The sequence below is a fragment of the Pseudalkalibacillus sp. NRS-1564 genome (genome assembly GCF_050467905.1).
In the GTDB taxonomy this organism is placed as follows: domain Bacteria; phylum Bacillota; class Bacilli; order Bacillales; family Guptibacillaceae; genus Guptibacillus; species Guptibacillus hwajinpoensis_B.
The window spans coordinates 1-24,214 of record NZ_JBITPM010000008.1 but is presented as its reverse complement, the minus strand read 5'-3'; the positions used below and the strand labels follow the sequence as shown (position 1 = coordinate 24,214).

Annotated in this window: 26 protein-coding genes; 19 read left to right on the top strand and 7 right to left on the bottom strand. The window is 40.4% G+C overall.

Translation table 11 applies throughout. The annotated features are described in order from the left end of the window. The first annotated feature begins 104 nt into the window (after positions 1-104). The 4 genes from ACIFPW_RS03345 to ACIFPW_RS03330 all read left to right on the top strand — a co-directional run bounded on the left by ACIFPW_RS03345 (position 105) and on the right by ACIFPW_RS03330 (position 4,149). Complete coding sequence (locus ACIFPW_RS03345) at positions 105-2,969, top strand: phage tail tape measure protein (RefSeq protein WP_430242001.1); 2,865 nt, start codon at positions 105-107, stop codon at positions 2,967-2,969. Positions 2,970-2,984: 15 nt separating this feature from the next. Beyond that, positions 2,985-3,383 carry a phBC6A51 family helix-turn-helix protein gene (locus ACIFPW_RS03340; protein ID WP_430241999.1) on the top strand — a complete coding sequence of 133 codons (399 nt, stop codon included), beginning with the start codon at positions 2,985-2,987 and terminating at the stop codon, positions 3,381-3,383. A gap of 115 nt (positions 3,384-3,498) precedes the next feature. Next, positions 3,499-3,723 carry a hypothetical protein gene (locus tag ACIFPW_RS03335; RefSeq protein WP_430241997.1) on the top strand — a complete coding sequence of 75 codons (225 nt, stop codon included), beginning with the start codon at positions 3,499-3,501 and terminating at the stop codon, positions 3,721-3,723. A gap of 90 nt (positions 3,724-3,813) precedes the next feature. After that, a complete protein-coding gene (locus ACIFPW_RS03330) occupies positions 3,814-4,149 on the top strand; it encodes a YolD-like family protein (RefSeq protein WP_430241995.1) in 336 nt (111 codons plus the stop codon). A gap of 283 nt (positions 4,150-4,432) precedes the next feature. Here the strand turns inward: ACIFPW_RS03330 and ACIFPW_RS03325 are convergent, their stop codons facing one another. Both ACIFPW_RS03325 and ACIFPW_RS03320 read right to left on the bottom strand, forming a co-directional pair. After that, entirely contained in the window at positions 4,433-4,726 is a 294-nt protein-coding gene (locus ACIFPW_RS03325) for a DUF3892 domain-containing protein (protein ID WP_430241993.1), read from the bottom strand. A gap of 15 nt (positions 4,727-4,741) precedes the next feature. Then, the gene (locus ACIFPW_RS03320; protein ID WP_430241991.1) at positions 4,742-5,560 is read right to left on the bottom strand and encodes a hypothetical protein; all 819 of its coding nucleotides are present in this window, start codon (positions 5,558-5,560) and stop codon (positions 4,742-4,744) included. Between the two features lie 122 nt (positions 5,561-5,682). On the opposite strand from ACIFPW_RS03320, the gene ACIFPW_RS03315 reads away from it, so the two are divergent. The 3 genes from ACIFPW_RS03315 to ACIFPW_RS03305 all read left to right on the top strand — a co-directional run bounded on the left by ACIFPW_RS03315 (position 5,683) and on the right by ACIFPW_RS03305 (position 8,906). Further along, a complete protein-coding gene (locus tag ACIFPW_RS03315; RefSeq protein WP_430241989.1) occupies positions 5,683-6,519 on the top strand; it encodes a VanW family protein in 837 nt (278 codons plus the stop codon). Between the two features lie 133 nt (positions 6,520-6,652). Beyond that, positions 6,653-8,533, top strand: coding sequence for a PAS domain S-box protein (locus tag ACIFPW_RS03310; protein WP_430241987.1), 1,881 nt, complete (start codon positions 6,653-6,655; stop codon positions 8,531-8,533). Position 8,534: 1 nt separating this feature from the next. Continuing rightward, positions 8,535-8,906 carry a VOC family protein gene (locus tag ACIFPW_RS03305; RefSeq protein ID WP_430242411.1) on the top strand — a complete coding sequence of 124 codons (372 nt, stop codon included), beginning with the start codon at positions 8,535-8,537 and terminating at the stop codon, positions 8,904-8,906. A gap of 36 nt (positions 8,907-8,942) precedes the next feature. Here ACIFPW_RS03305 and ACIFPW_RS03300 read toward each other — a convergent pair whose 3' ends face one another. After that, positions 8,943-9,092 carry a hypothetical protein gene (locus tag ACIFPW_RS03300; protein ID WP_226612666.1) on the bottom strand — a complete coding sequence of 50 codons (150 nt, stop codon included), beginning with the start codon at positions 9,090-9,092 and terminating at the stop codon, positions 8,943-8,945. Between the two features lie 172 nt (positions 9,093-9,264). Here ACIFPW_RS03300 and ACIFPW_RS03295 point away from each other — a divergent pair, with 172 nt between their 5' ends. From ACIFPW_RS03295 to ACIFPW_RS03275, 5 genes are all read left to right on the top strand, one after another. Beyond that, positions 9,265-9,423, top strand: a complete 159-nt coding sequence (locus ACIFPW_RS03295; protein ID WP_430241985.1) for a hypothetical protein — start codon at positions 9,265-9,267, stop codon at positions 9,421-9,423. Positions 9,424-9,554: 131 nt separating this feature from the next. Beyond that, positions 9,555-10,628 (top strand): magnesium/cobalt transporter CorA, encoded by a 1,074-nt coding sequence (gene corA / locus ACIFPW_RS03290; protein ID WP_430241983.1) that lies wholly within the window; start codon positions 9,555-9,557, stop codon positions 10,626-10,628. An 11-nt stretch (positions 10,629-10,639) separates the two neighbouring features. After that, on the top strand, positions 10,640-11,371 hold the full coding sequence (locus ACIFPW_RS03285; RefSeq protein ID WP_430241981.1) for an SDR family NAD(P)-dependent oxidoreductase: 732 nt from the start codon (positions 10,640-10,642) through the stop codon (positions 11,369-11,371). Between the two features lie 98 nt (positions 11,372-11,469). Further along, positions 11,470-11,925, top strand: a complete 456-nt coding sequence (gene cbpB, locus ACIFPW_RS03280; RefSeq protein ID WP_430241979.1) for a cyclic-di-AMP-binding protein CbpB — start codon at positions 11,470-11,472, stop codon at positions 11,923-11,925. Positions 11,926-11,976: 51 nt separating this feature from the next. Next, on the top strand, positions 11,977-13,503 hold the full coding sequence (locus ACIFPW_RS03275) for an MDR family MFS transporter (RefSeq protein ID WP_430241976.1): 1,527 nt from the start codon (positions 11,977-11,979) through the stop codon (positions 13,501-13,503). On the opposite strand, the gene ACIFPW_RS03270 is transcribed toward ACIFPW_RS03275, so the two are convergent. Beyond that, entirely contained in the window at positions 13,498-13,878 is a 381-nt protein-coding gene (locus tag ACIFPW_RS03270) for a VOC family protein (RefSeq protein ID WP_430241974.1), read from the bottom strand. The genes ACIFPW_RS03275 and ACIFPW_RS03270 overlap by 6 nt on opposite strands. An 11-nt stretch (positions 13,879-13,889) precedes the next feature. Next, the gene (locus ACIFPW_RS03265; RefSeq protein ID WP_430241972.1) at positions 13,890-14,630 is read right to left on the bottom strand and encodes a sulfite exporter TauE/SafE family protein; all 741 of its coding nucleotides are present in this window, start codon (positions 14,628-14,630) and stop codon (positions 13,890-13,892) included. Between the two features lie 136 nt (positions 14,631-14,766). On the opposite strand from ACIFPW_RS03265, the gene ACIFPW_RS03260 reads away from it, so the two are divergent. The 4 genes from ACIFPW_RS03260 to ACIFPW_RS03245 all read left to right on the top strand — a co-directional run bounded on the left by ACIFPW_RS03260 (position 14,767) and on the right by ACIFPW_RS03245 (position 17,960). Next, positions 14,767-15,624 carry a LysR family transcriptional regulator gene (locus tag ACIFPW_RS03260; protein ID WP_430241969.1) on the top strand — a complete coding sequence of 286 codons (858 nt, stop codon included), beginning with the start codon at positions 14,767-14,769 and terminating at the stop codon, positions 15,622-15,624. A gap of 96 nt (positions 15,625-15,720) precedes the next feature. Further along, positions 15,721-16,440, top strand: coding sequence for a 2,3,4,5-tetrahydropyridine-2,6-dicarboxylate N-acetyltransferase (gene dapD, locus ACIFPW_RS03255; protein ID WP_194221255.1), 720 nt, complete (start codon positions 15,721-15,723; stop codon positions 16,438-16,440). A 5-nt stretch (positions 16,441-16,445) separates the two neighbouring features. Next, positions 16,446-17,561, top strand: coding sequence for an N-acetyldiaminopimelate deacetylase (locus ACIFPW_RS03250; RefSeq protein WP_430241966.1), 1,116 nt, complete (start codon positions 16,446-16,448; stop codon positions 17,559-17,561). A gap of 156 nt (positions 17,562-17,717) precedes the next feature. After that, positions 17,718-17,960, top strand: coding sequence for a YkuS family protein (locus ACIFPW_RS03245; protein WP_430241964.1), 243 nt, complete (start codon positions 17,718-17,720; stop codon positions 17,958-17,960). 37 nt (positions 17,961-17,997) lie between these two features. On the opposite strand, the gene ACIFPW_RS03240 is transcribed toward ACIFPW_RS03245, so the two are convergent. Both ACIFPW_RS03240 and ACIFPW_RS03235 read right to left on the bottom strand, forming a co-directional pair. Continuing rightward, the gene (locus ACIFPW_RS03240) at positions 17,998-18,207 is read right to left on the bottom strand and encodes a ChaB family protein (protein WP_194221258.1); all 210 of its coding nucleotides are present in this window, start codon (positions 18,205-18,207) and stop codon (positions 17,998-18,000) included. Between the two features lie 63 nt (positions 18,208-18,270). Continuing rightward, positions 18,271-19,068, bottom strand: coding sequence for a mechanosensitive ion channel family protein (locus tag ACIFPW_RS03235; RefSeq protein ID WP_370314489.1), 798 nt, complete (start codon positions 19,066-19,068; stop codon positions 18,271-18,273). A gap of 331 nt (positions 19,069-19,399) precedes the next feature. Here ACIFPW_RS03235 and ACIFPW_RS03230 point away from each other — a divergent pair, with 331 nt between their 5' ends. From ACIFPW_RS03230 to ACIFPW_RS03220, 3 genes are all read left to right on the top strand, one after another. After that, positions 19,400-19,945 (top strand): peroxiredoxin, encoded by a 546-nt coding sequence (locus ACIFPW_RS03230; RefSeq protein ID WP_098443217.1) that lies wholly within the window; start codon positions 19,400-19,402, stop codon positions 19,943-19,945. Between the two features lie 295 nt (positions 19,946-20,240). After that, positions 20,241-21,995: an ABC transporter ATP-binding protein gene (locus tag ACIFPW_RS03225; RefSeq protein ID WP_430241961.1), complete on the top strand. Its 1,755-nt coding sequence runs from the start codon at positions 20,241-20,243 to the stop codon at positions 21,993-21,995. A 14-nt stretch (positions 21,996-22,009) separates the two neighbouring features. Next, positions 22,010-23,812 (top strand): ABC transporter ATP-binding protein, encoded by a 1,803-nt coding sequence (locus ACIFPW_RS03220; RefSeq protein ID WP_430241959.1) that lies wholly within the window; start codon positions 22,010-22,012, stop codon positions 23,810-23,812. The last annotated feature ends 402 nt before the right edge of the window (positions 23,813-24,214 follow it).

Genomic DNA, 24,214 nt, shown 5'->3' with positions numbered 1-24,214 from the left:
CTCCACGAGCGCCGAATGCCCTAACGTTAAGACGAGGGTAATGATATAGTCCGATACTCATTCGAAAGGGTGAGAAGTAAGGATAAAGAGCCTTGCTATAACAATTGAAGGAAGCGGCAGAAGGAATGGGATTTTTAGCACAATCGGGTTTTAAAGCGAATAAAATTATCGCGTCTATGCCAGGCGTTCTTGATTTGGCGGCTGCTTCTCAATTAGATTTGGCATCTACTGCAGATATTGCGTCAAATATTATGACTGGATTCGGCATTGAAGCGGAAGATATGGGACGCGTTGTCGACGTGCTAACTAAGACAATGACGACTGCAAATACGGATCTTAACCAGCTCTCGCTGGCGATGAAGTATATTTCACCTGTCGCAAATGCGATGGGATGGTCGATCGAAGAGACAGCGGCGGCTGTGGGGCGCATGAGCGATGCAGGCGTGCAGGCTTCACAGGCCGGCACAAGTTTACGAGCGGGACTCGGAATGCTTAACAAGCCAGCCGCCAAGTCCGCAAAGCTAATGGACGAATTGGGAATCAACGTTAAAAATTCAGCGGGCGAGATGAAATCAATGCCGGAGTTAATTGGCCACCTTAACGACCGAATGAAAGATATGAACGGAACGCAAAAGGCGGCTACAATGGCGCAGTTAGTTGGCACTGAGAGTATGTCGGGGTTCATAGCCTTACTCAACGTAGGACAAGACGAATTAGCGAGTTATACGAATGAGTTAGAGAACTCCGCAGGTACAGCAGCAGAAGTTGCGAAGGTGCAGAACGATACACTAATCGGATCCTTCAAGAGTTTTCAATCCGCCATGCAGGAAGTGGGCATCAGTATTGGGAATGAATTTTTAGGACCGTTTAGAGAAATCGTCGAAGCTGGCACGGAACTCGTCCGCATGTTTGGCGACATCAACCCGGCATTAATCGCAACTGGGCTCAAATCTACCGCAGCTGCCGCCGGATTTGCGCTAGCGGCAACGTCTATGATTAAGCTATCGCGAGCAATTAAATTACTATACGCGTCAATGGGTCCGACCGGCTGGCTTATTCTTGGCTTATCGGTTGCTGCGGGTCTATTAGTCGGAGTTCGAGACGAAATGGCACGTAATAGCGAAGTCTCTCTCGAAAATGCGAACGCTCTAAAAGAGCAAGCGGATTCCACGGAGCAGACGATCGAGAAGTTCGAAGGTCTTCGCAATAAAATGCAGTTAACGACGGATGAGCTTGCGCGTTTCGTCGACATCAATTCGGAGCTTAACGAAGCAATCGATCCGGCGGCAATCGAACGCCTAAAAGACGAGCAAGCTGCGTTACTAGAGAAATCCGGCCTTTCAAACGATCAGATGTCCGAATACTTGCGTCTCAATGACGAGGTTATTAAACAGGCGCCTCAGACGGAAGTAGCGATTTCGAAGAAAGGAACTGCGCTTGCTCAGGAAACAGAATCTTTGCGTAAGCTTAACGTTGAACAGAGGGCAGCTTTACGACTAGAACTCGACAATCAAAAGGCGAAGGCAGAGGCGAATTATAACGATAACCTAGCCGAGCAGAAACGATTACTTGCTGAGATTAACGCAGATAATGCTAAACGCCAAGAATTAGAAAAAGAATTATCAGCCATTGCGGTAGAACAAGCGGAAGCAGAGGCGGCTCTTACGAAGCATAAGGAAGAAGGAAATGCAGCGGGTGAGAGAGCGGCTAAAGCGAACCTTATCGCGGTAGAACAACGCAAACAGGCGCTACTAGATGAACGGGCGCAACTACTCGAAAATATTCAGACCAATAGCGAGGATCTCAAAGCGACCGAGAAAAAGTTATCGAAGGTTAAGGAGATTAATTCGCAAATGGCGCAGCTCGAACTCACTCAAACCGACATCACCGCGGCTAAAGGTGACGAAATCAATGCGATAAATGAAGCGATTATCGGTACGCAACTGCAGATCGATAAGATTCGCACCGCAGCGGAGGAATCCGGAGGGCTTACGCAAGAACAGAAAGAACAACTCGGAGTCCTGGGCGAGCAATTAGGATCGTATCAAGCTGTCCGCGATAAAATCGTTGATATTTACGGTGAAACTGCTGCGGCTTCGGCGGAGGCGGAATTGCTTAACGGTAAGCTCGGTGAATATATCGAGAAGAAGTTCGATGTTGAGGATAGGGAACCCTATGCTGAGAAAATAAATTCTACATTAGCTGAGTACATCATGAAAGAGTTCAATATTACTGATAAAAATTCTTACGCGGATATGATTAATGACAAATTAATGCGCGAGATATTTAAAGAATTTGGCATCACTTCTAAAGAGGACTACGTGAATTGGGTCAATACAAATCTTGAAGCCGGTATATTTAAAGACTTCGACGTAACAAACAAAATGGATTATGTACGCGACGTAAATGCTGGACTAGAAGAGTACGTCTACAAAGATTTCGAAGTTACGAATCACATCGGATACGCGGACACGCTAAACCAAAAACTCGGAATGTCCGTTACGAAAGGCGTAAGCATCATCGAATCAATTAGCCGAAACGTAACGACGAACTTCTACGGGGGCAACCGACCACAACAGCACCAAGGCGGAATTGCTCGCGATGCTAAGCCGAAGTTTCATGAGGGCGGAGTGCCAGGCTTGCGAGAATTTCCGAAGCTGCACAACGAAGTAGACATTCGCGCGTTGAAAAACGAGATGATTCTCACGGAGGCGCAACAGTCGCAGTTGTTCCGTTTACTTTCGTCCTATACTCCGGCATCCAAACCGTCAGTAAGTGACGGAGGTTCTATGTCAGACGCGGAGGCTATTCGATACCTCGGTAAGATTGCGCGGAACACGGAGCAGAACAGTGTCATCGAAGTAGATGGACGGAAACTCGCGGAAGCTACGAGGAAATATTTTAGAGAGATAGAAAAAGATGAAATTTTTCATAGAGAATTTGCTCAAGGATTAAGAAGAAGATTCTAAAAGGGGGAAATTATAATGGGAGTAAAACACGAATTAACGGCGGATCAATGGGCGGCTATCTCGTTTCTCGCGCAGCCTAATAACGGAGGTAAGAACTATCAGGAAATCGCGGATGAAATCGGTGTTCACCGCAACACATTGATAAACTGGCGCAAGAGGCAGGACTTTCAAGCGGCGCTAAAGGCGGAGATTGTATCGAATACGCATACGAAGCTGCCGGAAGTGTTTGACGCAGTAGTTAAACACGCGATTAACGGGAGCGCAGCAATGGCGAAACTTCTTTTTCAGGCTAACGGCTTACTAATCGACAAAAGCGAGGTCACTACGACAGTTTCGCAAGAGAGTGACAGAGTTTCGCTCGACGACGTTAGGGCACGAATCGCTCAGCACCGCGAGGAAAATCGCATTCAGTAAGGAAATACGGCTCGCGTCCGAATATGGGCGCGGGAATACATAAAAAAACAAAGTGGAAATTAAAGGGAAAAATGATTCTTTGTAGAATATATCTATTAAGAAGGAGGTGTTGCAAATGAATGAATATAGTGTAGAATTCCAATTCAATGATGGAAAAAGCCTCGTACATGTTATTCAAGCAGAAAGTGAAGAACAAGCACTTTCTTCGATTCCCCTAGAAGGTTATTATGAGTTTTCTCTACCGAAGGGTGCGCGCTATAGAATATATTTAAGCGGTGTTAATTGTATAAATGTAGCAAAAAAGAGTAAAGCCCATGTGAGCTCAAGAAATATATGGTGAGCACTGAGATGCCCTTTTAAAAGGGGCTTCTTATTTTTGTGGTTTAAAGGAACGTGTGTTCGTGTATAATATCCGTAAGGGGGCATTAACATGACTTTACGGGACCGCGGCAATATTAAATGGCAGGGTTTCTTTATGACGGAGCACAACGGAATGCTCAAACAATTCCGCGAAGAGGAAAAACGGGTACCAATGCCGGACGTCGATCCGCAGCAAATGGAAGAGTTCGAACGGATTATATGCGAGGCTATGGCGGAGAACTTAACCTTGCGCTTTACATATTGGGTTAACTACGAGATTAAAGACGTAATCGGCTGCGTTCATTACGTGGATGACTACGCTAAGCAATTCCGAATTGTTTGCGAGAATGACGAGCACTTTCGCCTGGACTTTGCGCGGGTAGTGGACGTTACTATCGTAGAGTAGCGCTATTACTTCTTGCAACGTAACGCTGCTATAGCGTATACTTAGCTTAATCGGAATAAGAACGGAATGACTTATCGTAGTAAATGCGCGTGACTCGGCGTATGACTTATCGTATGAACACTCCGGAGGGCAATCCGCTACCTTGACAGGGTAGAGGTCGTTGGTTCGAGCCCAATACGGATCACCATACATAATACATTCCAAGCGGCACCTCAACTTCATTGAGGTGCCGCTTTTTTTGCATTGGTTCAAGAAGTAAACGGAGGAGTGAGATCGGACATCCTTAAAATTCTGGTAAATGATCGAAATTATTTTCTTTCGTACCATCAGGCTCACTTCGAATAATTTCTCTACCATACTTTTGAAATACATCTACCCCCGAAAGTTGACCATTCTTTGCAGCGTCTAAAGCCTGGACATAATCTAGCTCTTCTCCCGTGTTTGTTTTAAAAGCAATTAAATCTCCATCCTCATTTTTGCGGACGGCCGTAATATGGGTGGAATTTGCCTCTGGTGGAGTATGATATGCCTCACTATTTTTAACATACTCTTCATAAGCTTGTTCAAAACGATCCATTTATGTCACTCCTTGTTAGTCTTTTGAAATTTCGAGTAATTTTGGTATTTCGAGTTGCCATTTGTTTGTGATCGGATCTTGTCGTGCAGCGAAATCAATCGTTGTTGTAATAACACCAGCATCTTTTATATAAATTTCGACTCTGGTTTTGACTTGTTGTTCAGCTTGATCTGTTTTGATCACTTTCCATTTCGTAAACGACAAGCGAGAGAGGTCGATTAATTCGTTCTCAGATAAAGGTGTAGAAACAATTCTTCTTAATAAAGAAGCATCTGTGTTATTGATCGCTAGCATGAGAACATCAACGAGCTGTTCAGGGGTCCGCTTCATTAAATAGCGATCTAACTGTCCTCCTGCTTTTAGAATCATTAAGTGATGCGCGGGATCTGGTGTAGGGGTGCGATGAGTCGTGCTATTTAAGAAGTGAAGGCAAAAGTGTCCGTTAAATCCATTATCTAATGCGCCAGCTCCATGAGGCATTCCATTCATGGAAGCAGCAATCATTTTCCCTTCGTATAGCACAATGACAGCCCTTCGTTTCCAACTCCATTCTTGATAAATCGCTTTTAAAACCTTTGTGTCCTTACTCGTTAACGGTTGTATATCTGCGTGCTTACTACCAGCTCTCCGTTGAACTTGAAATGAAGTCCCACTTTCAATATCAATCATTGTAAAAATCGATTTCCGAGGGAGGAGCTCATTTGCTTTTTCCCATGGCAGAAGTTTGATTTCACTATCGATAGGGAGAAGGTGATCAAAAGGTTCGGCAGCTATAGCGCGTGTAGGAATGACTAGCGTACATAATAAAATGAAACAAGTAAATAAACGCTTCATTAGCTCCCCCCTTGTGTATAGTCATCATAGTTATTTTGCTCAAGCGATTCTGATGTATGCTATTTTATTAATCCCTAAAATGAAGCATACTACGATCGAGTTCAGAAGGGGGAATGGTAAAGGTGCACTTATTTCTATCTTTGGCCATAGCGTTTTCAGCGCTTTCAAACCATCACATAACGATTCACCACAAAGGAGCACAAACTTATCAGATTAAGAAAGAAGAGTTGTTTTCAAAAGACCTTGGTTATCCCTTTTATGAAGCAGATCGGGTGGAGGAATTAATGGATGGGGTAGATGTAGCTATCTCAAAGTCTCCAGTAAATGCCTACATTGATAATCAAGGAGCTATTGTCGATGGAGTCAATGGATACAAGTTACATCGAGGCGCTTTTCGAGAGAATTTGCTTCATAGTCTATACCGCAATAGTTCAACTTGGATTCAACCAGATCTCACCATTCTTTACCCAAAAGTAAACGCAGAGCTTTTATCATCCATTAGAAAAAAACAAGTGGGAGGGTTTGTTACTTATTTTAGGAAAGGGAATCTGGAGCGAACGAAGAATATTATGTTAGCGGCTGAGGCGATTAACAATACTGTAATATTCCCAGGAGAAACGTTTTCTTTCAATCGAACAGTTGGGAAAAGAACAAAAGAGAAAGGCTATTTACCAGCTCCAGTCATTGTAAGAGGAGAGTTATCTGAAGGAATTGGTGGTGGGATTTGTCAAGTCTCATCTACTCTTTTTAATGCAGTAGATCAGGCTGGTGTCCATATTTTAGAACGCTATTCCCATAGTAGAAGTGTTCCATATGTGAAGCCTGGTAGAGATGCTACGGTTAGCTGGTACGGACCAGATTTTTCCTTTCGAAATGATTTTAATCAGCCGATTCTAATAAGAGCAAAAGCGATCGAAGGGTCAGTAGTCATTCATGTTTATTCATCTGAAGATATGTAAATGGCTCAGTTGTATTCGATAAAGGAAAAGGATATTAAATCATACAGTAAAATGATGACTCTAGGAGTTAAATACTATGTTCAACGCCCCGAGATGGTATAATGAGACTATTACACATAAAGGGAGACCGCGTATGGAATATAAAAAACCAAATCAGCAAACATTTTCCATGCTTGAAGACGGCTCTGAACTGGAAAAAAATGATCTTCAGCTCGAATTGATTGAAAAAAGTCGAAAGCTTGATCATATTTTTAATCATTCTAGAGATGGCATGACGCTTTCAGATCAAGAGGGAAACTTGATTGAAATCAACCAGGCATGCTGTGATATTTTTGAAATTGATATGGAATCGATTCAATCTATGAAGCTTGGACATCATGTTGCACCTCAGGGGCTTGAAACATTGGAAAAAATGAGAAAGAATTTGATTGACAAGGGATATGTAGTGGAGAAGCTTCCTGTTCTCCTTGAGAATGGCAAACGGAAATCCGTTGAATTATCGATAACGTATAAAGCCTATCGAGATTATAATTTATCAATAATTCGCGATGTTACCGAAGAACAGGTATTGTTTGACCAGTTAATGGAAAGCAAAGATAAATTCACGAACATCTTTGAAAATGCGCTAGATGGTATTTTAATTTGGGACAAAGATCGGATGATCGTAGACGCGAATCCTGCTGCTTGTCAGATCTTTAAGGTAAGCTTAAATGATTTGAAAACGTATAATTTGTTTGATTTTCTTGAAGGCGTTGATATTAAGGCGGGAAAATCGTTTCAAATAATGTTAGAAGAACAAGGTGAAATTCGAGGCGATCTTCAATTCACAATGCTCGGTGGAGAAAAGAAACAGCTTGAGTTTACAACGAAGAAAAGCGGATATGGAGATTTGTACTTAACCATATACCGTGATATTACAGAGAGAAAACAAATGTTCTCAGAACTAAAGCGAAGTGAAGAGCGGTTTCGTCAATTGTTCGAAAGAGCTCTAGATGGTATGGCTATCCTAAATGAAAAAGGAATCATTGTAAAAGTTAATGGGGCATTTTGTGAACTATTTCAATTACAAGAGAACGAGGTCGTTGATAAGCATTATTCTTCATTAGAAAAAGAATGTGATATTACTTGGGACCATCCTGCTGAATTAGGGAGAAGCGGCGAAGGAAAAAGAATGAACGATCAAACAGGTGTCGTTCAAACATTTAGTTTTACACTAAGCTACCACATCTATCCTGAGCATCATCTTGTCATTATTCGAGATGTGACACAGATTAAGAATGCGGAAGAACATCTACGTAAGACGGAAACAAGCCACGTTCTTGGTGATCTTGCGGCAGGGGTAGCCCATGAAATTAGAAACCCGTTATCAACAGTGAAAGGTTTTCTTCAAATGCTGGATGGAAATGAAGCGGTTAATCAAGAACTTCTTAAAGTAGTTGGGGGTGAAATGGAACAGCTAGAGGAGACGATAAATGAATTTCTTCTTCTATCAAAAAGAGAGTTTGTCTCGTACGAAACGGTTCACATGAATCATCTAATGAGAGATTTAATTGAGCGCCTATCGAAAAAGGCTGCTGAGTGTAGTATTGATATAATTGAAGTTTATAGTCATACGGATATTCAGTGCGTTTGTATCAGTTCACACATTAAGCAGGTCATTATGAACATTATGAATAATGGTATTGAAGCCATGCCGCATGGCGGTCAACTTAGAATCAGTCTTTTGGAAAATAGAGAAAAAGAAGTGATTGTGGAAGTAGAAGATCAAGGCGAGGGAATACCCAAGCATCTGATTAATCGACTGGGTGAACCTTACTACCAAACTTCTGAAAAAGGAACTGGTCTAGGATTAATGGTAAGCTATAAAGTGATTAAGGAACACGGTGGTTGCATTGATGTTACTAGCCAAGAGGGCAAAGGAACTGTTTTTCGAATTAGTTTACCTTCAAGTCAAAAGTTAGGTAGTAATCAAGAGAATCAAGAAGTAAAGAGCGGGAGGGACAAAATTGATTGAAGTGCAGCAAATTCATCATGTTAGTTTGGCGGTAACAGACCTTGAACGGGCAAAAAAGTTTTATAAAGATATATTATGCTTGAAAGAAATGAAGCGCCCCAATTTTGATTTTCCAGGCGCCTGGTTTCAAATCGGTCAACAACAGCTTCATTTAATTGTGTATCCTGATGCTAATACGCTTCGCGGTTCAACCTCATTATCATCCAGGGAAGGGCATTTCGCTTTTCGTGTTACTAGTTATGATAATACGTTGAAATGGCTGCGTGAAAAAAAGATAGAGGTTTATGAGAATCCAACGAGTAAAAGTGGTTTTGCCCAAATTTTTGTTTCTGATCCTGATGGCAATCTGATTGAATTGAATACAGAACAATAACAAAAGGACGCCTTCCAATTAGAAGGCGTCCTTTTGTTATTGTTTCGATGAGAATTCGTTGTGTTCTCTTTGTGGATTGGCGCTTTTTTGTGCTTCTTTCACAACTTTTTTGGCTTTCTCGGCACGGCGTTGATCTTCTTTAGCCTTTTCTTCAATTTGTTTAATATCTTTTCGAGAGTGATCCATGATAATGCTCCTCCTTATACTCTGCTTTTTGATAATAAGTGCTTGTTTGATGAAAAAGATGTTTTTCGTAACATAACCTAGTTAGAAAAAAGAATCAAGTATTATCTGTTTATTCTAACATTTTAGTGCATTTACCATCATAAAATGGAAAGAACCGTTTAGGGGGGATTTGATGGTAGCTGTACTATTATCATTAGCCGCTTTATTTCTTGGACTTGCTTTATTTATGATAGTTGTGTGGAATGCTATTAAGACAGATTCTTCTAAGTCTGATCTTGAAATGTTCTGGAAAAAGTATGAAGAGATCATTCGTAAAGAAGATGTGCTTTAGCCCTTTTTAATGGGCTTTTTTTTATGCTGAATTATTGTTGGACATGCGTCTTAACAGGAAAATTGAAAAGATTTTCGTGTTTTCAATACATTAATTTAGGGTATTTTAGAAGAGAATTGAGGTGGAATCAAATGGGGATTCGTACAAAACTTAGAAGAAATCGAACTCAAAAAAAAGGAATGCCCCCAGGCTCGCTTGTTTATATAGGAGATGAGCAAACGGAGGAAGTCACTGTTTCAGCTATCGCATTTGACTCTCATGGAATGGAAGAGTTTGAAGATGTTTCGATAGATAAAATAAAGACATTGATTGACTCTGATCAAGTAGCTTGGATTAATGTAAATGGAGTACATAATGTTCAGTTGGTAGATCAGATTAGTAAAAAATTAGGACTTCATCCTTTAACGACAGAGGATATTTTAAATACGGATCATCGACCGAAAATAGACTTTTTTGAAGATCACTTACTTTCGATTGTAAAGATGCTTGATTTATCACCTGAAAGTACTGATCTTGACATCGAACAGGTGAGTTTTATATTAATGGAGAACACAGTCGTCACTTTTCAGGAAAAGCGCGGTGACTTATTTGATCCAGTTCGTTTACAACTTCAGGAAAGCAAAGGGAGAATTCGAAAGAGTGGGGCGGATTTTCTTTACTATTCCCTACTTGATGTAATCTTTGATCAATACTTGATCATTATGGATGAAATGGATGATCGTATAGCTGAGTTAGAAGGAATGATTATGGAAGATCCTGATAATCATTCATTACAAGATATTAATCAATATAAGAATACAATTCTGCAGCTTAAGAAAACGGTTTGGCCAGTTAGAGAAGTCGTGAACAAATTAATTAATCGGAAAGTCCCTTATATAAAAGAGGACATTTCCTTTTATTTGCAGGATATTCACGATCATATTGTCCAAGCAAATGATATGGTGGAGACTTCTCGAGGCCAACTTTACGGTTTACTGGATGTGTACTATTCCAGCTTAAGTATGAAAATGAACGAGATTATGAAAGTACTAACGATTGTTTCAACAATCTTTATTCCGTTAACATTCATAGCAGGAATTTATGGCATGAATTTCACAAACATGTCGGAGCTAAGCTGGGAATGGAGTTATCCAGCCGTATGGATTGTCATGATTATCATAACTGGTTTAATGCTCGTTTATTTCAAACGTAAAAACTGGTTTTAGGAGGTTATTTGATGCAAAAAGTCGTTGTAGTAACAGGTGCTGGACATGGAATCGGTAGGGGAGTTGCGATTGCTTATGCCGATAAAGGCTATCGCGTTGTTCTTGCCGATGTGAATGAAGAAGGTTGCAAAGAAACAGCAGAATTAATGCATGGAGGTTATGGTGACGTTATCTTAACAGATGTAAGTAAACCAGAATCCATTAAACAGCTTTTTTATAAAGTTGAAGAGAAGTATGGGCAACTAGATATCTTAATCAATAATGCTGGCCTAACAGCATTTAAACATATGGATGAACTAGGTGTAGAAGAGTGGGATAACGTCATCAACACCAATTTACGAAGCGTATTCCTTGGGTCTCGTGCCGCTGCTCATCTTATGAGAAGAAATAACGGTGGCTCAATCGTTAACATTGCATCAACGAGAGCGACGATGTCAGAACCGAACAGTGAAGCATATGCTGCTACTAAGGGAGGAATCGTAGCGCTTTCTCATGCGCTAGCTGTGTCCCTTGCAGATGATCATATTACTGTCAATTCAATTAGCCCGGGTTGGATTGAAGTAGAAGACTATGATGCCTTACGTGACGTGGATCATGAGCAGCATCTATCCAAAAGAGTTGGAAAGCCATCAGATATTGGACGTGCCTGTCTCTTCCTAACGAATGAAGAAAATGATTTTGTCACAGGTGAGAATTTAGTCGTTGATGGAGGTATGACTCGTAAAATGATTTATGAACATTAATCAATAGTTAACGGACAATCCCCATTCATGTTACTATAATAACAGACCTTCATTAGAGAAAAATTACAGGGCGAATCATGCTTGAGGGGACGTTTTAAATGGCAAAACATATGGAATTACCTAATTTGTATGAAACAGGAATTCAAGATCTTGTGATTTCAGCAGAAAAAGTAGCACATGTTCAGCTGACGAATCCTTTGGAGCACGCGATGCTTATTTTGATTAAATCAGGCTATTCGTCTATCCCGGTATTAGATACTGAATACCGTCTAAAGGGATTAATTAGTCAGCCGCTCATCCTTGATTCAATTCTAGGCATCGAACGAATTGAATTTGAGAAATTAAGTGAATTAGTTGTTGAAGAAGTTATGAATACAGAAATACCTTGTATTAATGAAAAGGACGGTTTTTTCAAAGGGTTAAAGCTAGCAATTGATCATCCTTTCCTTTGTGTAGTCGATGATGAGAATATCTTTAAAGGCATTCTAACAAGAAGAGCGCTACTTAAGTTTGTTAATCGTTATTTGCATGAGTCATCAGTTAGACAGTCTTAAGCATTTATCCCGGTACTATTACCGGGTTTTTTACATATGGGGATGAATAAAATGAAATCGCTAACAAATCAAATCACATCAAGTATCCAAAACAAGGAAACCAATCGACCATTCGTACTTGGAGCCATTATTATTGGAATGTTCATGGCAGCGATCGAAGGAACAATCGTTTCAACAGCGATGCCTGGTATTGTGAGCGATCTTGGTGGATTCTCGACGTTTAGCTGGGTTTTCTCAGCCTATTTATTAATGTCTGCAATTACGGTCCTTATCTTTGGTAAACTTTCAGATCTCTTTGGTAGGAAACCGATCTATTCGATCGGTATTGTCATTTTTTTAATAGGATCTTTATTATGTGGATTTGCGGAGTCGATGGAAGCGCTTATCCTTTTCAGGCTTATTCAAGGAATTGGAGCAGGGGCCGTACAACCAATAGCACTTACAATTGTGGGTGATATGTATTCGATGGAGGAGCGGGCAAAGATTCAAGGGTATCTTGCTAGCGTGTGGGGAATATCGGCTATCGCAGGCCCGGCTCTAGGCGGTATTTTTGTTCAGTACATTGATTGGTCATGGGTTTTCTGGATGAACATTCCTCTCGGAGTTCTATCGTTAGTTGGCGTTGTTCTCTTGCTTCATGAATCGATTGATAAAGAACGGAAATCGATTGATTACTCTGGTGCCATCCTTTTGCTTGTATCGATCAGTGCATTGATGGTCGTCTTGATTGAAGGAGGCGTTCACTGGAAGTGGACTTCCTTACCTATCCTCGCCCTTCTAAGTACATCATTCGTAGCTATGGCGATCTTTTTTAGAGTCGAACTTAAAGCGAAAGAGCCGCTAATGCCTCTTGGTATATGGCGAGATCCGGTTATCGCCATATCGAATTCAGTAACGTTTACGACGGGCATGATCTTGATTGGTGTTTCTAGCTTTCTTCCGACATTTGTTCAGGGAGTAATGGAGAAATCTCCTATTGTAGCAGGATTTACGCTTACAACGATGTCGATAGGATGGCCAATTGCGTCTACTATAGCAGGGAAACTCGTTATAAAAATCGGATTTAGGATTACATCAGTCGTTGGAGGAATTTCACTTATTAGCGGTTCGGTGATCTATCTGTTGATGACGCCAGCATTAGGACCAATCTTTGCAGGTTTTGGTTCATTTCTTATCGGTGTTGGCATGGGGTTAACGTCTACAACATTTATTGTAGCCATCCAAAGCTCAGTTTCTTGGAAACAGCGAGGAATTGCGACAGCTTCAAATATGTTCATGCGAACGCTTGGAAGTGCAGTCGGTGCTGCGCTACTTGGCGGTATTTTAAACAGCCGCCTTCAACAATATTTAACGAACCGCTCTTCGGGAGAAGATGTGAACCTTAATACAGCCAATCAATTACTTGATGAAACTAAGCGTAACAGCCTTGATCCAGCTGTGCTTGATTTGTTGCAGAACGGACTCACAACCTCTTTAAAATGGGTGTATGGAGGAGTTGCAGTCATGGCACTCTTAAGCTTTCTGCTAGTACTCTTTATTCCAAAGCCTGATAAGAAACAAAACCCGGCTCGCTCATAAGCCGGGTTTTCCTATACGTGAAATGAATTCAATTTGGTTTTGAAAGGGATCATAAAAGCTAAAACGCTGATATCCTTCGATTGGTTTGTCTTTTTGTATTGGGATGTGGTGTTTTTCTAAATGTGCCTTTGCTTCTAGCAGATTATGAATTTCAAAGGCAGGATGTCTTTTCCCTGGCACAATAGTACTTTCGGTCCCAACATGTAATTCAATGTCTGCTGCTCTTAACCAGAAGCCTCCGTTTTTTCTTAAAACAGCTGGTTTTTCGATTTCTTCAAAGCCAAGTATCCCTATATAGAAATTCCTCGCAAGTTCCTCCTGGTCGTTTGGTATACAAATTTGAAGGTGGTGGAGACGAATATAATCGATAACCATGTTAATCACTCCTAAAATTGTGTATTAAATAAGCTGTAGCATACTTGTAGAATCAACAAAATGGTCATGGAGCGAAGCAACCAGTTTATTTGCACAAGAGAAAGTTTATTGGCCATTCGAACAGAAATTTGTGCTCCAGTGATAGAGCCAGCCGCAAGTGGGACCGCGATCGCCATGTTAAGGTGACCACTAAGTGAATAGACCATGACAGCCCCTGTACAACTTAAGAAGGTATTAAATCGTGTTAGACCTATCGAAGCAAGGTAGGAGATGCCGCTGTGACGAAATAAGTGCATTTGAAGAGTCGCCTGTCCAGGGCCGAACGTACCATCATACCATCCTATTAGACCAACGAACGGGAGTGCTTTGGTAGGAACGTTATGTGATAAATGAATTGATTCCTTCTTTTTCATAAATGATAAAGTTAAGGCAACAAGAAGCATTCCTCCGGCGAATAGTTGCAGCGCCTGTTGGGATAGTGACGAGGCAAACAATCCACCGAGGACCCCACCAGTTAAAGCGATAGGTCCTGTTTTCAGTGCTTCTTTCATGGAGAGTTCCTTCCTCTTTAATAAAACGAAAAAGCTAGAAAATGAACTAAGCATATTTGAAAACTTATTTGCTGAAATAATTGAATGAATGGGAAGACCGAGTAACATCATCGAGGGAAAGTTAATAAGTCCTCCGCTGCCAGACAAGGTTCCAACAAACGTGGCAATAAGACCAATGCCAAATAAGAAAAGCCATTCCATATGATCATCTCCATCGAAAATATCTCATGTCATAGTATAGTCTTCTTTAATCCATAATGAAATTAGATTATAATGATGAATTACAATAAGATTTACTTATGAGTAAATGGAGATTTATAAGAAAGGGGGCCTTTTAATGAGCTCAGAATATCAGGTTCTTTCGATCTTAGCGGAGGAAGCGAATATGCGAAGAGCGGCTGAGCGACTTTACGTATCTCAGCCGGCGTTAAGTCAACGCCTTCAATCGATTGAAAAGGCATGGGGGATACCGATTTTTCTTCGTTCGCAAAAAGGATTAACGATTACGCCCGCGGGTGAACGGATTATCGCTTTTGCTAATGATACGATTCGGAGAGAAGAAAAAGTATTTGAAGCATTGACAGCGCTAAGCTCGGAAGTGCATGGAACGCTGAAACTAGCGGTAGCATCTATCATCGGACAGTACTGGCTTCCAGCGGTGCTAAAGAAATTTGTTGAGCACTATCCCAGTGTCAAAATATCGCTAGTTACAGGATGGAGTAGTGACATATTACGGTACTTGTACGAAGATGATATTCATATTGGAATTATTCGAGGAAAGCCCGATTGGAGAGGGAGAAGTCAGTATTTGATTTCAGATGAGCTCTATTTGGTCGATACGTCCATTAAATCAATGGAAGAATTGCGAGAAACAGAAAAACCATTTATTCAATTTAAAAGTGACTCTACTTATTTTCAAGAAATACAGGAGTGGTGGCAAACCCAATCATTTGCGCCTCCAAAGAAAACAATTGTCGTTGATCAAATCGAAACGTGTAAACAAATGGCGTTAAATGGGATTGGCTACGCTATCTTACCTTCCATCAGCATTACAGAGAATGATAAAGAATATTTTCGGATTCCACTTAAAGATGGTGAAGGATTGCCATTAAAGCGTGATACCTGGTTATTAACAAATGATACCGCGATGCAATTGAAGCAGGTTCAGAAGTTTGTAGAATTATTAAGTGAATAGCCTGTAAGATTAGACTTCACGTGATCGATCATGTACGATAAAATGAGTAACATGCTGTGCTTGTATAAGCATGATGAACAAAGGAGGAAATACACCATGAAAATGATGGATGCAAACGAAATTATTAGCTTTATTCAAAACAGTGAGAAATCTACTCCTGTGAAAGTACATATTAAGGGGAACCTTGAGGGAATCGACTTTGGTAGCAACACGAAGTCATTCATTACAGGGAACACTGGTGTTCTTTTTGGTGAGTGGAAAGACATTAAGAAAGCACTTGAGTCTGAAGCTTCCAATATTGAAGATTATGTAGTAGAAAATGATCGTCGTAATTCAGCTATTCCAATGCTTGATCTTAAAGGAATTCAAGCGCGAATCGAGCCAGGTGCTGTTATTCGTGATCAAGTTGAAATTGGCAATAATGCTGTTATTATGATGGGTGCGATGATCAATATCGGATCTGTTGTAGGTGAAGGAACTATGATCGACATGAACGTAGTTCTTGGTGGACGTGCAACTGTCGGTAAGAACTGTCATATTGGGGCAGGTTCTGTTCTTGCAGGCGTTATTGAGCCACCTTCTGCTAGCCCGGTTGTCATCGAAGACGACGTTGTGATTGGTGCGAACGCAGTCGTTCTAGAAGGCGTTAAAGTAGGAAAAGGATCTGTTGTAGCCGCTGGTGCTATTGTGACTGAAGATGTTCCTGAGTACACACTAGTTGCAGGAACTCCGGCACGCGTTCTTAAGAAAATTGATGACCAAACTCGCTCGAAAACAGAAATCAAAAAAGAGCTTCGTCAGCTTCAAAACGATTAATTTTAATGGACATCAAAACCGTACGAAGAGACCTGCATCGCATTCCTGAAATTGGCTTTCAGGAAGTGAAAACGCATCGTTATCTTCTTCAGTTTATAGAAAAACTCCCACAGGACCGTCTCCAGGTGAAAACCTGGAGAACGGGTATCCTTGTATTTGTAAATGGAGAAAGTCCTTCAAAAACGATCGGATATCGGACAGATATCGATGGGTTACCAATCAAAGAAGAGACCGGGTATGATTTTCAGTCTGAGCATGAAGGGTTCATGCATGCTTGTGGACATGATCTTCATATGACGATTGCTCTTTCCGTTCTTGAGTACTATTCAACTCATTCCGTAAAAGACAATTTGCTGTTTGTCTTCCAACCTGCAGAAGAAGGTCCTGGCGGAGCTTTGCCAATGCTTGAAAGTGATGAGTTTAAAGCATGGAAGCCGGATCAAATGATTGCGTTGCATATTGCACCTGAGTACCCTGTAGGCACGATTGCCACACGCCCAGGATTGCTCTTTGCCAATACTTCTGAGTTATTCATTGATTTAGAAGGAAAGGGGGGTCATGCAGCGTATCCACACCATACACGTGATATGGTTGTTGCCGCTAGCCATCTCGTTACTCAGTTCCAATCTATTGTAGCGAGAAATGTAGATCCTCTTGACTCAGCTGTGGTAACAGTAGGGAAAATTGACGGAGGCACGAAGCAAAACATCATTGCAGAAAAGGCAAGGTTAGAAGGTACAATCCGTACTCTATCTGCTGATTCTATGTCCCAAGTCAAGCACCGTATTGAAGCTATCGTAAAAGGCATCGAGGCATCATTTGAATGTGTTGCTTCTATTGATTATGGCTCTAATTATTACCAGGTGACGAACAATGCCGAGCTGGTACAATCTTTTATGGAAGAAACGAGAAAGCTTCAAGATGTCAACGTAGTGGAATGTCGAGAAGCGATGACTGGTGAGGATTTTGGGTATTTTCTAAAGGAGATTCCTGGATTTATGTTCTGGCTAGGAGTGAATTCTCCAGCCGGTCTGCATACATCTACACTCAAACCTGATGAGTCTGCGATTGAAACGGCGTATCTTGCGTTAACTTCTTATTTAAATAAGGTTGCAAACTAAGAAACTGATAACCCCCAGGCTAATGCCTGGGGGTTATTGTTTTTTAGATTGACATAATAACTGAGTTTTTCTCTGATGAATGCTATACGTATAATTCATAAAACGTTGGTCAAAATAATAGAGTTAGAAATTACATATTCATAAGGAGCGAGGGAAATGAAACGAATTGCTGTAGAAGATACGCTATCTGATGTAGCTCAAGCTTTGCAAGCGAAAGGGTATGAGGTTGTATCCTTTAAACAAGAAAGTGATGCAAATGGTTGTGACTGTTGTGTTGTGTCTGGTCAAGATCAAAATGTGATGGGCATGCAAAATGCAAGCACGAACGGGGCAGTTATTAACGCAGATGGCATGACAGCTGATCAAGTATGTCAGCAGGTGGACAGTCGTTATCAATGAAAAAATGAACCTCTACCTAGGTAGAGGTTCATTTTCTTTAGCTATTGTTATTCTTTTTGACCCAATTTCCATTATCATTCTTTTCGTATTTTTCCTCCACAGCACTCCATGCTACTTTAAAAGCTGTTTTCTCAGAATCATATTGATCAGATGCGGAGTTGAACGCTTCTTTAAAGATATCCTGTGCGTGCGAAGGCAAGTTGTCTTTCACTTGATCTGGCAACTCGCTTTTAGAATTGTAAGGCAATATGATCACACTCCTTTGAAAGATCTGTGATATCTTTACCTAATGAAAGGAAGGGGCAAACGCTTATTGTTCTTTCTTTTCAATGAATACTTGATGAGGGAATGGGATTTCAATGCCATTCGCATCAAGAGCTTCTTTAATTTCTTTCCGTAGCTGACGCTCAACGCCCCATTGTTCCATGTTCTGAGTGCGGCATAGAACACGAAGAACAACATCTGAAGAACCAAGACCTTGAACACCTAGAACATCTGGTCCTTCTACGACAGCTTCGTTTGTAGCCGCAACGTTGTCACACACTTTCTGAATCACACGGATCGCTTCGTCAATATTGTCATCATAAGAAATACCAATATCAACAAGAGCGCGCATATTACCACGTGAATGGTTGCTTAATGAGCTAATTTCGCGGTTTGGTACATAGTTCAATGTCCCATCAAACGACCGAATGTGGGTTGTGCGAAGCCCGACTTCTTCTACGATTCCTCCAAAGCCGCCAGCAGTTACGTAATCGCCAACGTCCATTTGTTTCTCTAGTAGGATAAAGAAGCCTGTCACCACATCACTTACGAGACCTTGGGCTCCAAAGCCGACAGCGAGGCCAATAATACCTGCACCAGCGATTAGCGCTTTAATATCAAAGCCAAAGGTTTCAAAGATGATCGCAACAACCATGAAGAGTAGAATATACGTATAAATACTTTTTGATAAATTTTTTAAAGTATTTGCTCTCCCTGGACTCATGTTCTGCTTTTCTGATACTTGAGTAAAGGTTCTTTCGATGAAACGATTTCCGATCGCTTTTACAATTGCATAAATGATTAGGATAGCAATTAACTTCAGGATAATTAAGCCAGTATCCATTAAGAAACCTTCCCAATTAATGTTGTCAACAAAGTTCAATAGACTTCCTCCTTTAATTCTCACTACATTATGTAGGATTAGCACTCGGTCAAATTATAGCGAAAATTGTCATGATAATTCAAGTGAAGTGTTAAGACGAGACGAATGAAATGATTTTCGCTATACTAAAGTTACCCTGTTTAGTGAGGGGTAAACGTGGGTACGATAGTGGAGGAAGGTCATTAACCCACATTAAATTAATTATTATTTAACATTGACTAAAAATAACTCGTGTACTATAATGTCATTTGTGGGCGAAAGCCGCAGGATATTTTCTAGGAGGGATTTACACATGGTAGAACGCATGGTAGGAAAACAAGCACCTCGCTTCGAAATGGAAGCAGTTATGACAAACAAAGAATTTGGCAAAGTAAGCCTTGAAGAAAATATGAAGAACGATAAATGGACAGTCCTTTTCTTTTATCCAATGGACTTCACATTCGTATGCCCAACTGAAATTACAGCACTAAGCGATCGTTTCGAAGAATTCGACGATCTTGATGCAGAAGTAATCGGAGTATCTACTGATACAATCCATACACACCTTGCATGGATTAACACAGACCGCAACGACAATGGTCTTGGTGATCTTAACTATGCACTTGCTGCAGATACAAACCATAAAGTTTCTAAAGAATACGGCGTATTTATTGAAGATGAAGGTGTTGCACTTCGCGGCCTATTCATCATCAATCCTGAAGGCGAACTTCAATACTCTGTTGTTAACCACAACAACATTGGCCGTGACGTAGACGAAACACTACGTGTACTTCAAGCACTACAAACTGGTGGACTTTGCCCGGCTAACTGGAAGCCAGGTCAAGAAACACTTAAATAAGATAGAAAACAACCTACCCCAGAGAGCATTGATCTCTGGGGTTTTTGTATGACTTATAATAGCTAATCACTCGAATGTTCCCTACGAATTTAAGTTGTCTGCTTGAAAAAAATTGCTGCAGGAACCGTTCAGCTGAATGATTGCAAATATCTTCTCGATCTAAGTAGGAATCTCCCTGTTTAAATAATTCCGAATTTTAGGCCTAATAGGTGGTTATTTATTTCGAATTCCGATATATTATGTATATTGTCACTATTTTTTTAATGACTATTTACTGGCTGAAGGTGGTGTTGGAATGGAAACGTTTAAAAGATTGAAAGATTTTTATTGGCCATACAAAAAGCTTTTTCTATGGTCCGTATTTTCCCTTATTTTTGTCACGGGTATCACAGTCCTTTATCCTATGCTTCTTCAATTTACAATTGATGATGTCATTCTAAAGCAAGAATACAAATGGGTACCATATCTTGCATTTGGTTTCATAGGAATCATGATCGTAAAAGGGACTGCTACGTTTTTCCAACAATATCTAGGGGACTTGTTTGGAGTAACAGCAGTGTATCGACTTCGAGAGGAGCTTTACAAAAAACTTCAATATTTACCTTTTCGTTATTATGATAACGCGAAAACAGGGGATTTAATGTCACGCTTAACGGCTGACGTAGAAGGGTTCCGGTTTTTCTTATCATTTGGATTCGCACAAGTGATCAACTTTGTTCTTATCGTAAGCTTTAGTTTAATCGTGATGTTTGGATACTCTATTCCGCTTGCGTTAGTTACGCTTGGAATGCTCCCATTTCTCGCGATTGTGGTTTATCGATTCGATAAGAGAGTTCACCCAGCGTTTAGAGGAATTCGTAAATCAATGGCGCGGTTGAATACGAAAGTACAAGAGAATATTAGTGGCATTAATACGGTAAAGTCATTATCAAGAGAAGATTTTGAAATCAATAAGTTTGTTGACAGTAATACGGACTATCGTGATAACTACTTAACAACATCATACATTTGGGCTAAATTTTTCCCGCTCATGGAGTTTATCGGGAATTTATGCGTTGTTTTCTTGCTTTCGTATGGGGGATATCTTGTGTTTCAAAACCAGCTTAAACCTGGTGAGTTAGTGGCTTTCTTTAGTCTTGTTTGGTATATTATCTGGCCAATCATGAACCTTGGATTCGTCATCAATACGTTTTCTCAATCCAAAGCATCAGGAGAACGTTTACTTGAGATTCTAGATGAGCCTGAAGATATTTATGATCGAGATGGTGCGTTGGATGTTGAACGTCTTGAAGGGAACGTGTCATTTGAGAATGTCACACACAAATATGCTTCTGATGATGACGAAGCACTTAAGAATATTTCGTTTAATGCTCCAAAAGGCACAACGATTGGCTTACTTGGGGCTACGGGAGCAGGTAAAACAACGATTACCCAATTGATTGCAAGATTTTATGAACCTAACGAAGGCGAAGTAGTAATCGATGGACGGAATATTAAAGAGTATACAGTGAAATCGCTTCGGAAAAATATTGGTGTGGTCCTTCAGGAGACGTTTTTGTTCTCGTCTACAATACGAGATAATATTGCTTATGGTGATCCCGATATCTCTTTTGAAGCCATACAGGATGCGGCAAAAAGAGCGCAGGCGCATGATTTCATCATGGAAATGAAAGAGGGATATGATACGGTACTAGGCGAACGTGGAATGGGGCTATCTGGTGGCCAAAAGCAGCGTATTGCTATTGCTCGTGCCATTCTAACAGATCCTAGTATTCTCATCCTTGACGATGCTACAAGCGCAGTTGATATGCAAACGGAAGTGAAAATCCAAAAAGCATTTGAAGAGGTTATGAAAGGAAGAACAACGTTCATTATTGCACATAGAATTTCTTCTTTGAAACATGCAGATGAAATAATCGTGTTAAATGAAGGTGAGGTTGTAGAACGAGGAAAACATCAAGAGCTCATTGATCAAAACGGCTACTACCGAAATATTTATGATATACAATATCAAGATCGTAAAGAGATCATGGCCAGACAAACTGGTTGAAATGGGGTGAAGGATTGAAACAAAATCGTAGAGAAAGGTTCCATTACTCTCAAGATACGGCAATTGAAAAACAATTCAATTGGAAACAAATGTCGCGCTTGCTTGAATACATGGAGCCTTACAAGAAGAGTTTGTTGCCAAAAGCAATCATTTCAATGTTATTAGCAACGGCTGTTAGATTGATCGTACCGATTTTTATTGGGGTATTACTATTTGACCATGCGATCAAAAATCGTGATCAAACATTGCTTATTCAATTAATTATTGGCATAGCTGGATTGTATTTGATTTCTTGGATTGCCAACTCATATCGAATAAAATGGACGAATGAGCTTGGACAATACATTATTTACGACATTAGACAAGGGTTGTTTAAACATATTCAGCGCTTGTCGCATGGATTTTTTGATAAACGATCGGCAGGTTCTATTCTTGTCAGGGTAATTAATGATGTGAACTCCATGCAGGAGTTATTTACGAATGGGGTTATTAATCTCCTCATGGATATTGTTCTATTGTTAGGAATCATTGTCATCATGTTTGTCTTAAGTCCTCAGTTAACACTAGCTATTATGATTATTTTACCGCTCATGTTTCTCATTTCTACGAGCTTGCGAAAACGTATTCGTCGTTCCTGGCAACAAGTTCGTATTAAGCAAGCCAAGCTGAATTCCCATTTGAATGAAAGTATTCAAGGAATTCGAGTGACTCAATCGTATACGCAGGAAAAAGGAAATATGGAATTTTTTCAGGGCGTTAATCATGAAAACTATGCTAGTTGGAAAGACGCGACTCAAAAGAGTGCGATTTTCAGACCTTTTGTTGAAATGTCCAATGCCATTGGTACAGCAATATTAATTTGGTTCGGGGTTTATCTTATTCAAAATGGGATGGACTACGGAGTATTTGTTACATTTGCTTTCTACTTAGGGATGTTCTGGGAACCAATCTCTCGACTTGGTCAAGTGTATAATCAGCTTCTCGTTGCGATGGCTTCGTCTGAGAGAATCTTCGAATTTCTTGATGAACAGCCGAATGTACCAGAAAAGGAAAATGCGAAAGAGCTTAAGGAAATGAAAGGCGAAATCACATTTGAAAATGTTGAATTCTCATATGATGAAAGCCGCAAAGCTCTGCATGAAATGAGCTTAACAATGAAAGCTGGTGACACCGTTGCGCTTGTGGGTCATACTGGATCAGGGAAGTCAACAATCGCTAATCTGATAAGCCGTTTCTATGATCCTACAAGTGGAACAGTTCGGATTGATGGAACGGACCTTAAAGACGTTAAACTCGATAGCTTACGTGAGAAAGTCAGCGTCGTTTTGCAAGATACGTTCATTTTTTCAGGTACAATTATTGAAAACATTCGATTTGGACGTCCGGACGCTAGCGATGAAGAAGTGAAGGAAGCAGCTAAAGCAGTAGGAGCTGATCCTTTTATTCAGCGCTTGAGTGATGGCTATGAAACAGAGGTAGAAGAAAGAGGTAACGTCCTATCAGTAGGTGAAAGACAACTATTATCGTTTGCGAGAGCACTTCTTGCGGACCCTCGAATATTGATTTTAGATGAGGCAACTGCAAGTATAGATACAGAGACAGAGCTGAAAATACAGAAGGCACTAAATGTTGTTTTGGAAGGCAGGACGGCAATCATGATCGCTCACAGGCTTTCAACGATTCGTGAGGCAGATAATATTATTGTTCTCGACCACGGACGCATATTAGAACAAGGAAATCATACTGAGCTTATGCGAAAAGGTGGAACGTATTATGAGCTTGTTAAATCACAATTCAATATGATGGACGCTGTATAGAAAGAAGCCAAGTAGGCTTCTTTTTTTGTCCATTAATATGAATCAGACATTTCAATGGAGGTAAAACGAAAAAAATACAGAAGTTAATCTAAATGTGAACAGAATATTAACAAGAAAAAAAGTTTCGGAATTATACAGTTTGTGATACTTGTCACAATCTCGCGAATGAGCCATAATAAAAGTGTAATTCAGAGGTACAATCGTTTCTATTGTGAATGATAAGGGAAGTTGAGTAACAGATGATAAGAAATTGGTACAAAGGGGATGAACAATTTGGAACTAGATTCAGCGACTCTAAGTCGCCTATTAACAAGTCTAACGTTAGGTTTTCATATTATTTTTGCTACGTTAGGTGTTGGTGTCCCATTATTAATTAGCCTTGCTGAATGGATAGGGATTAAA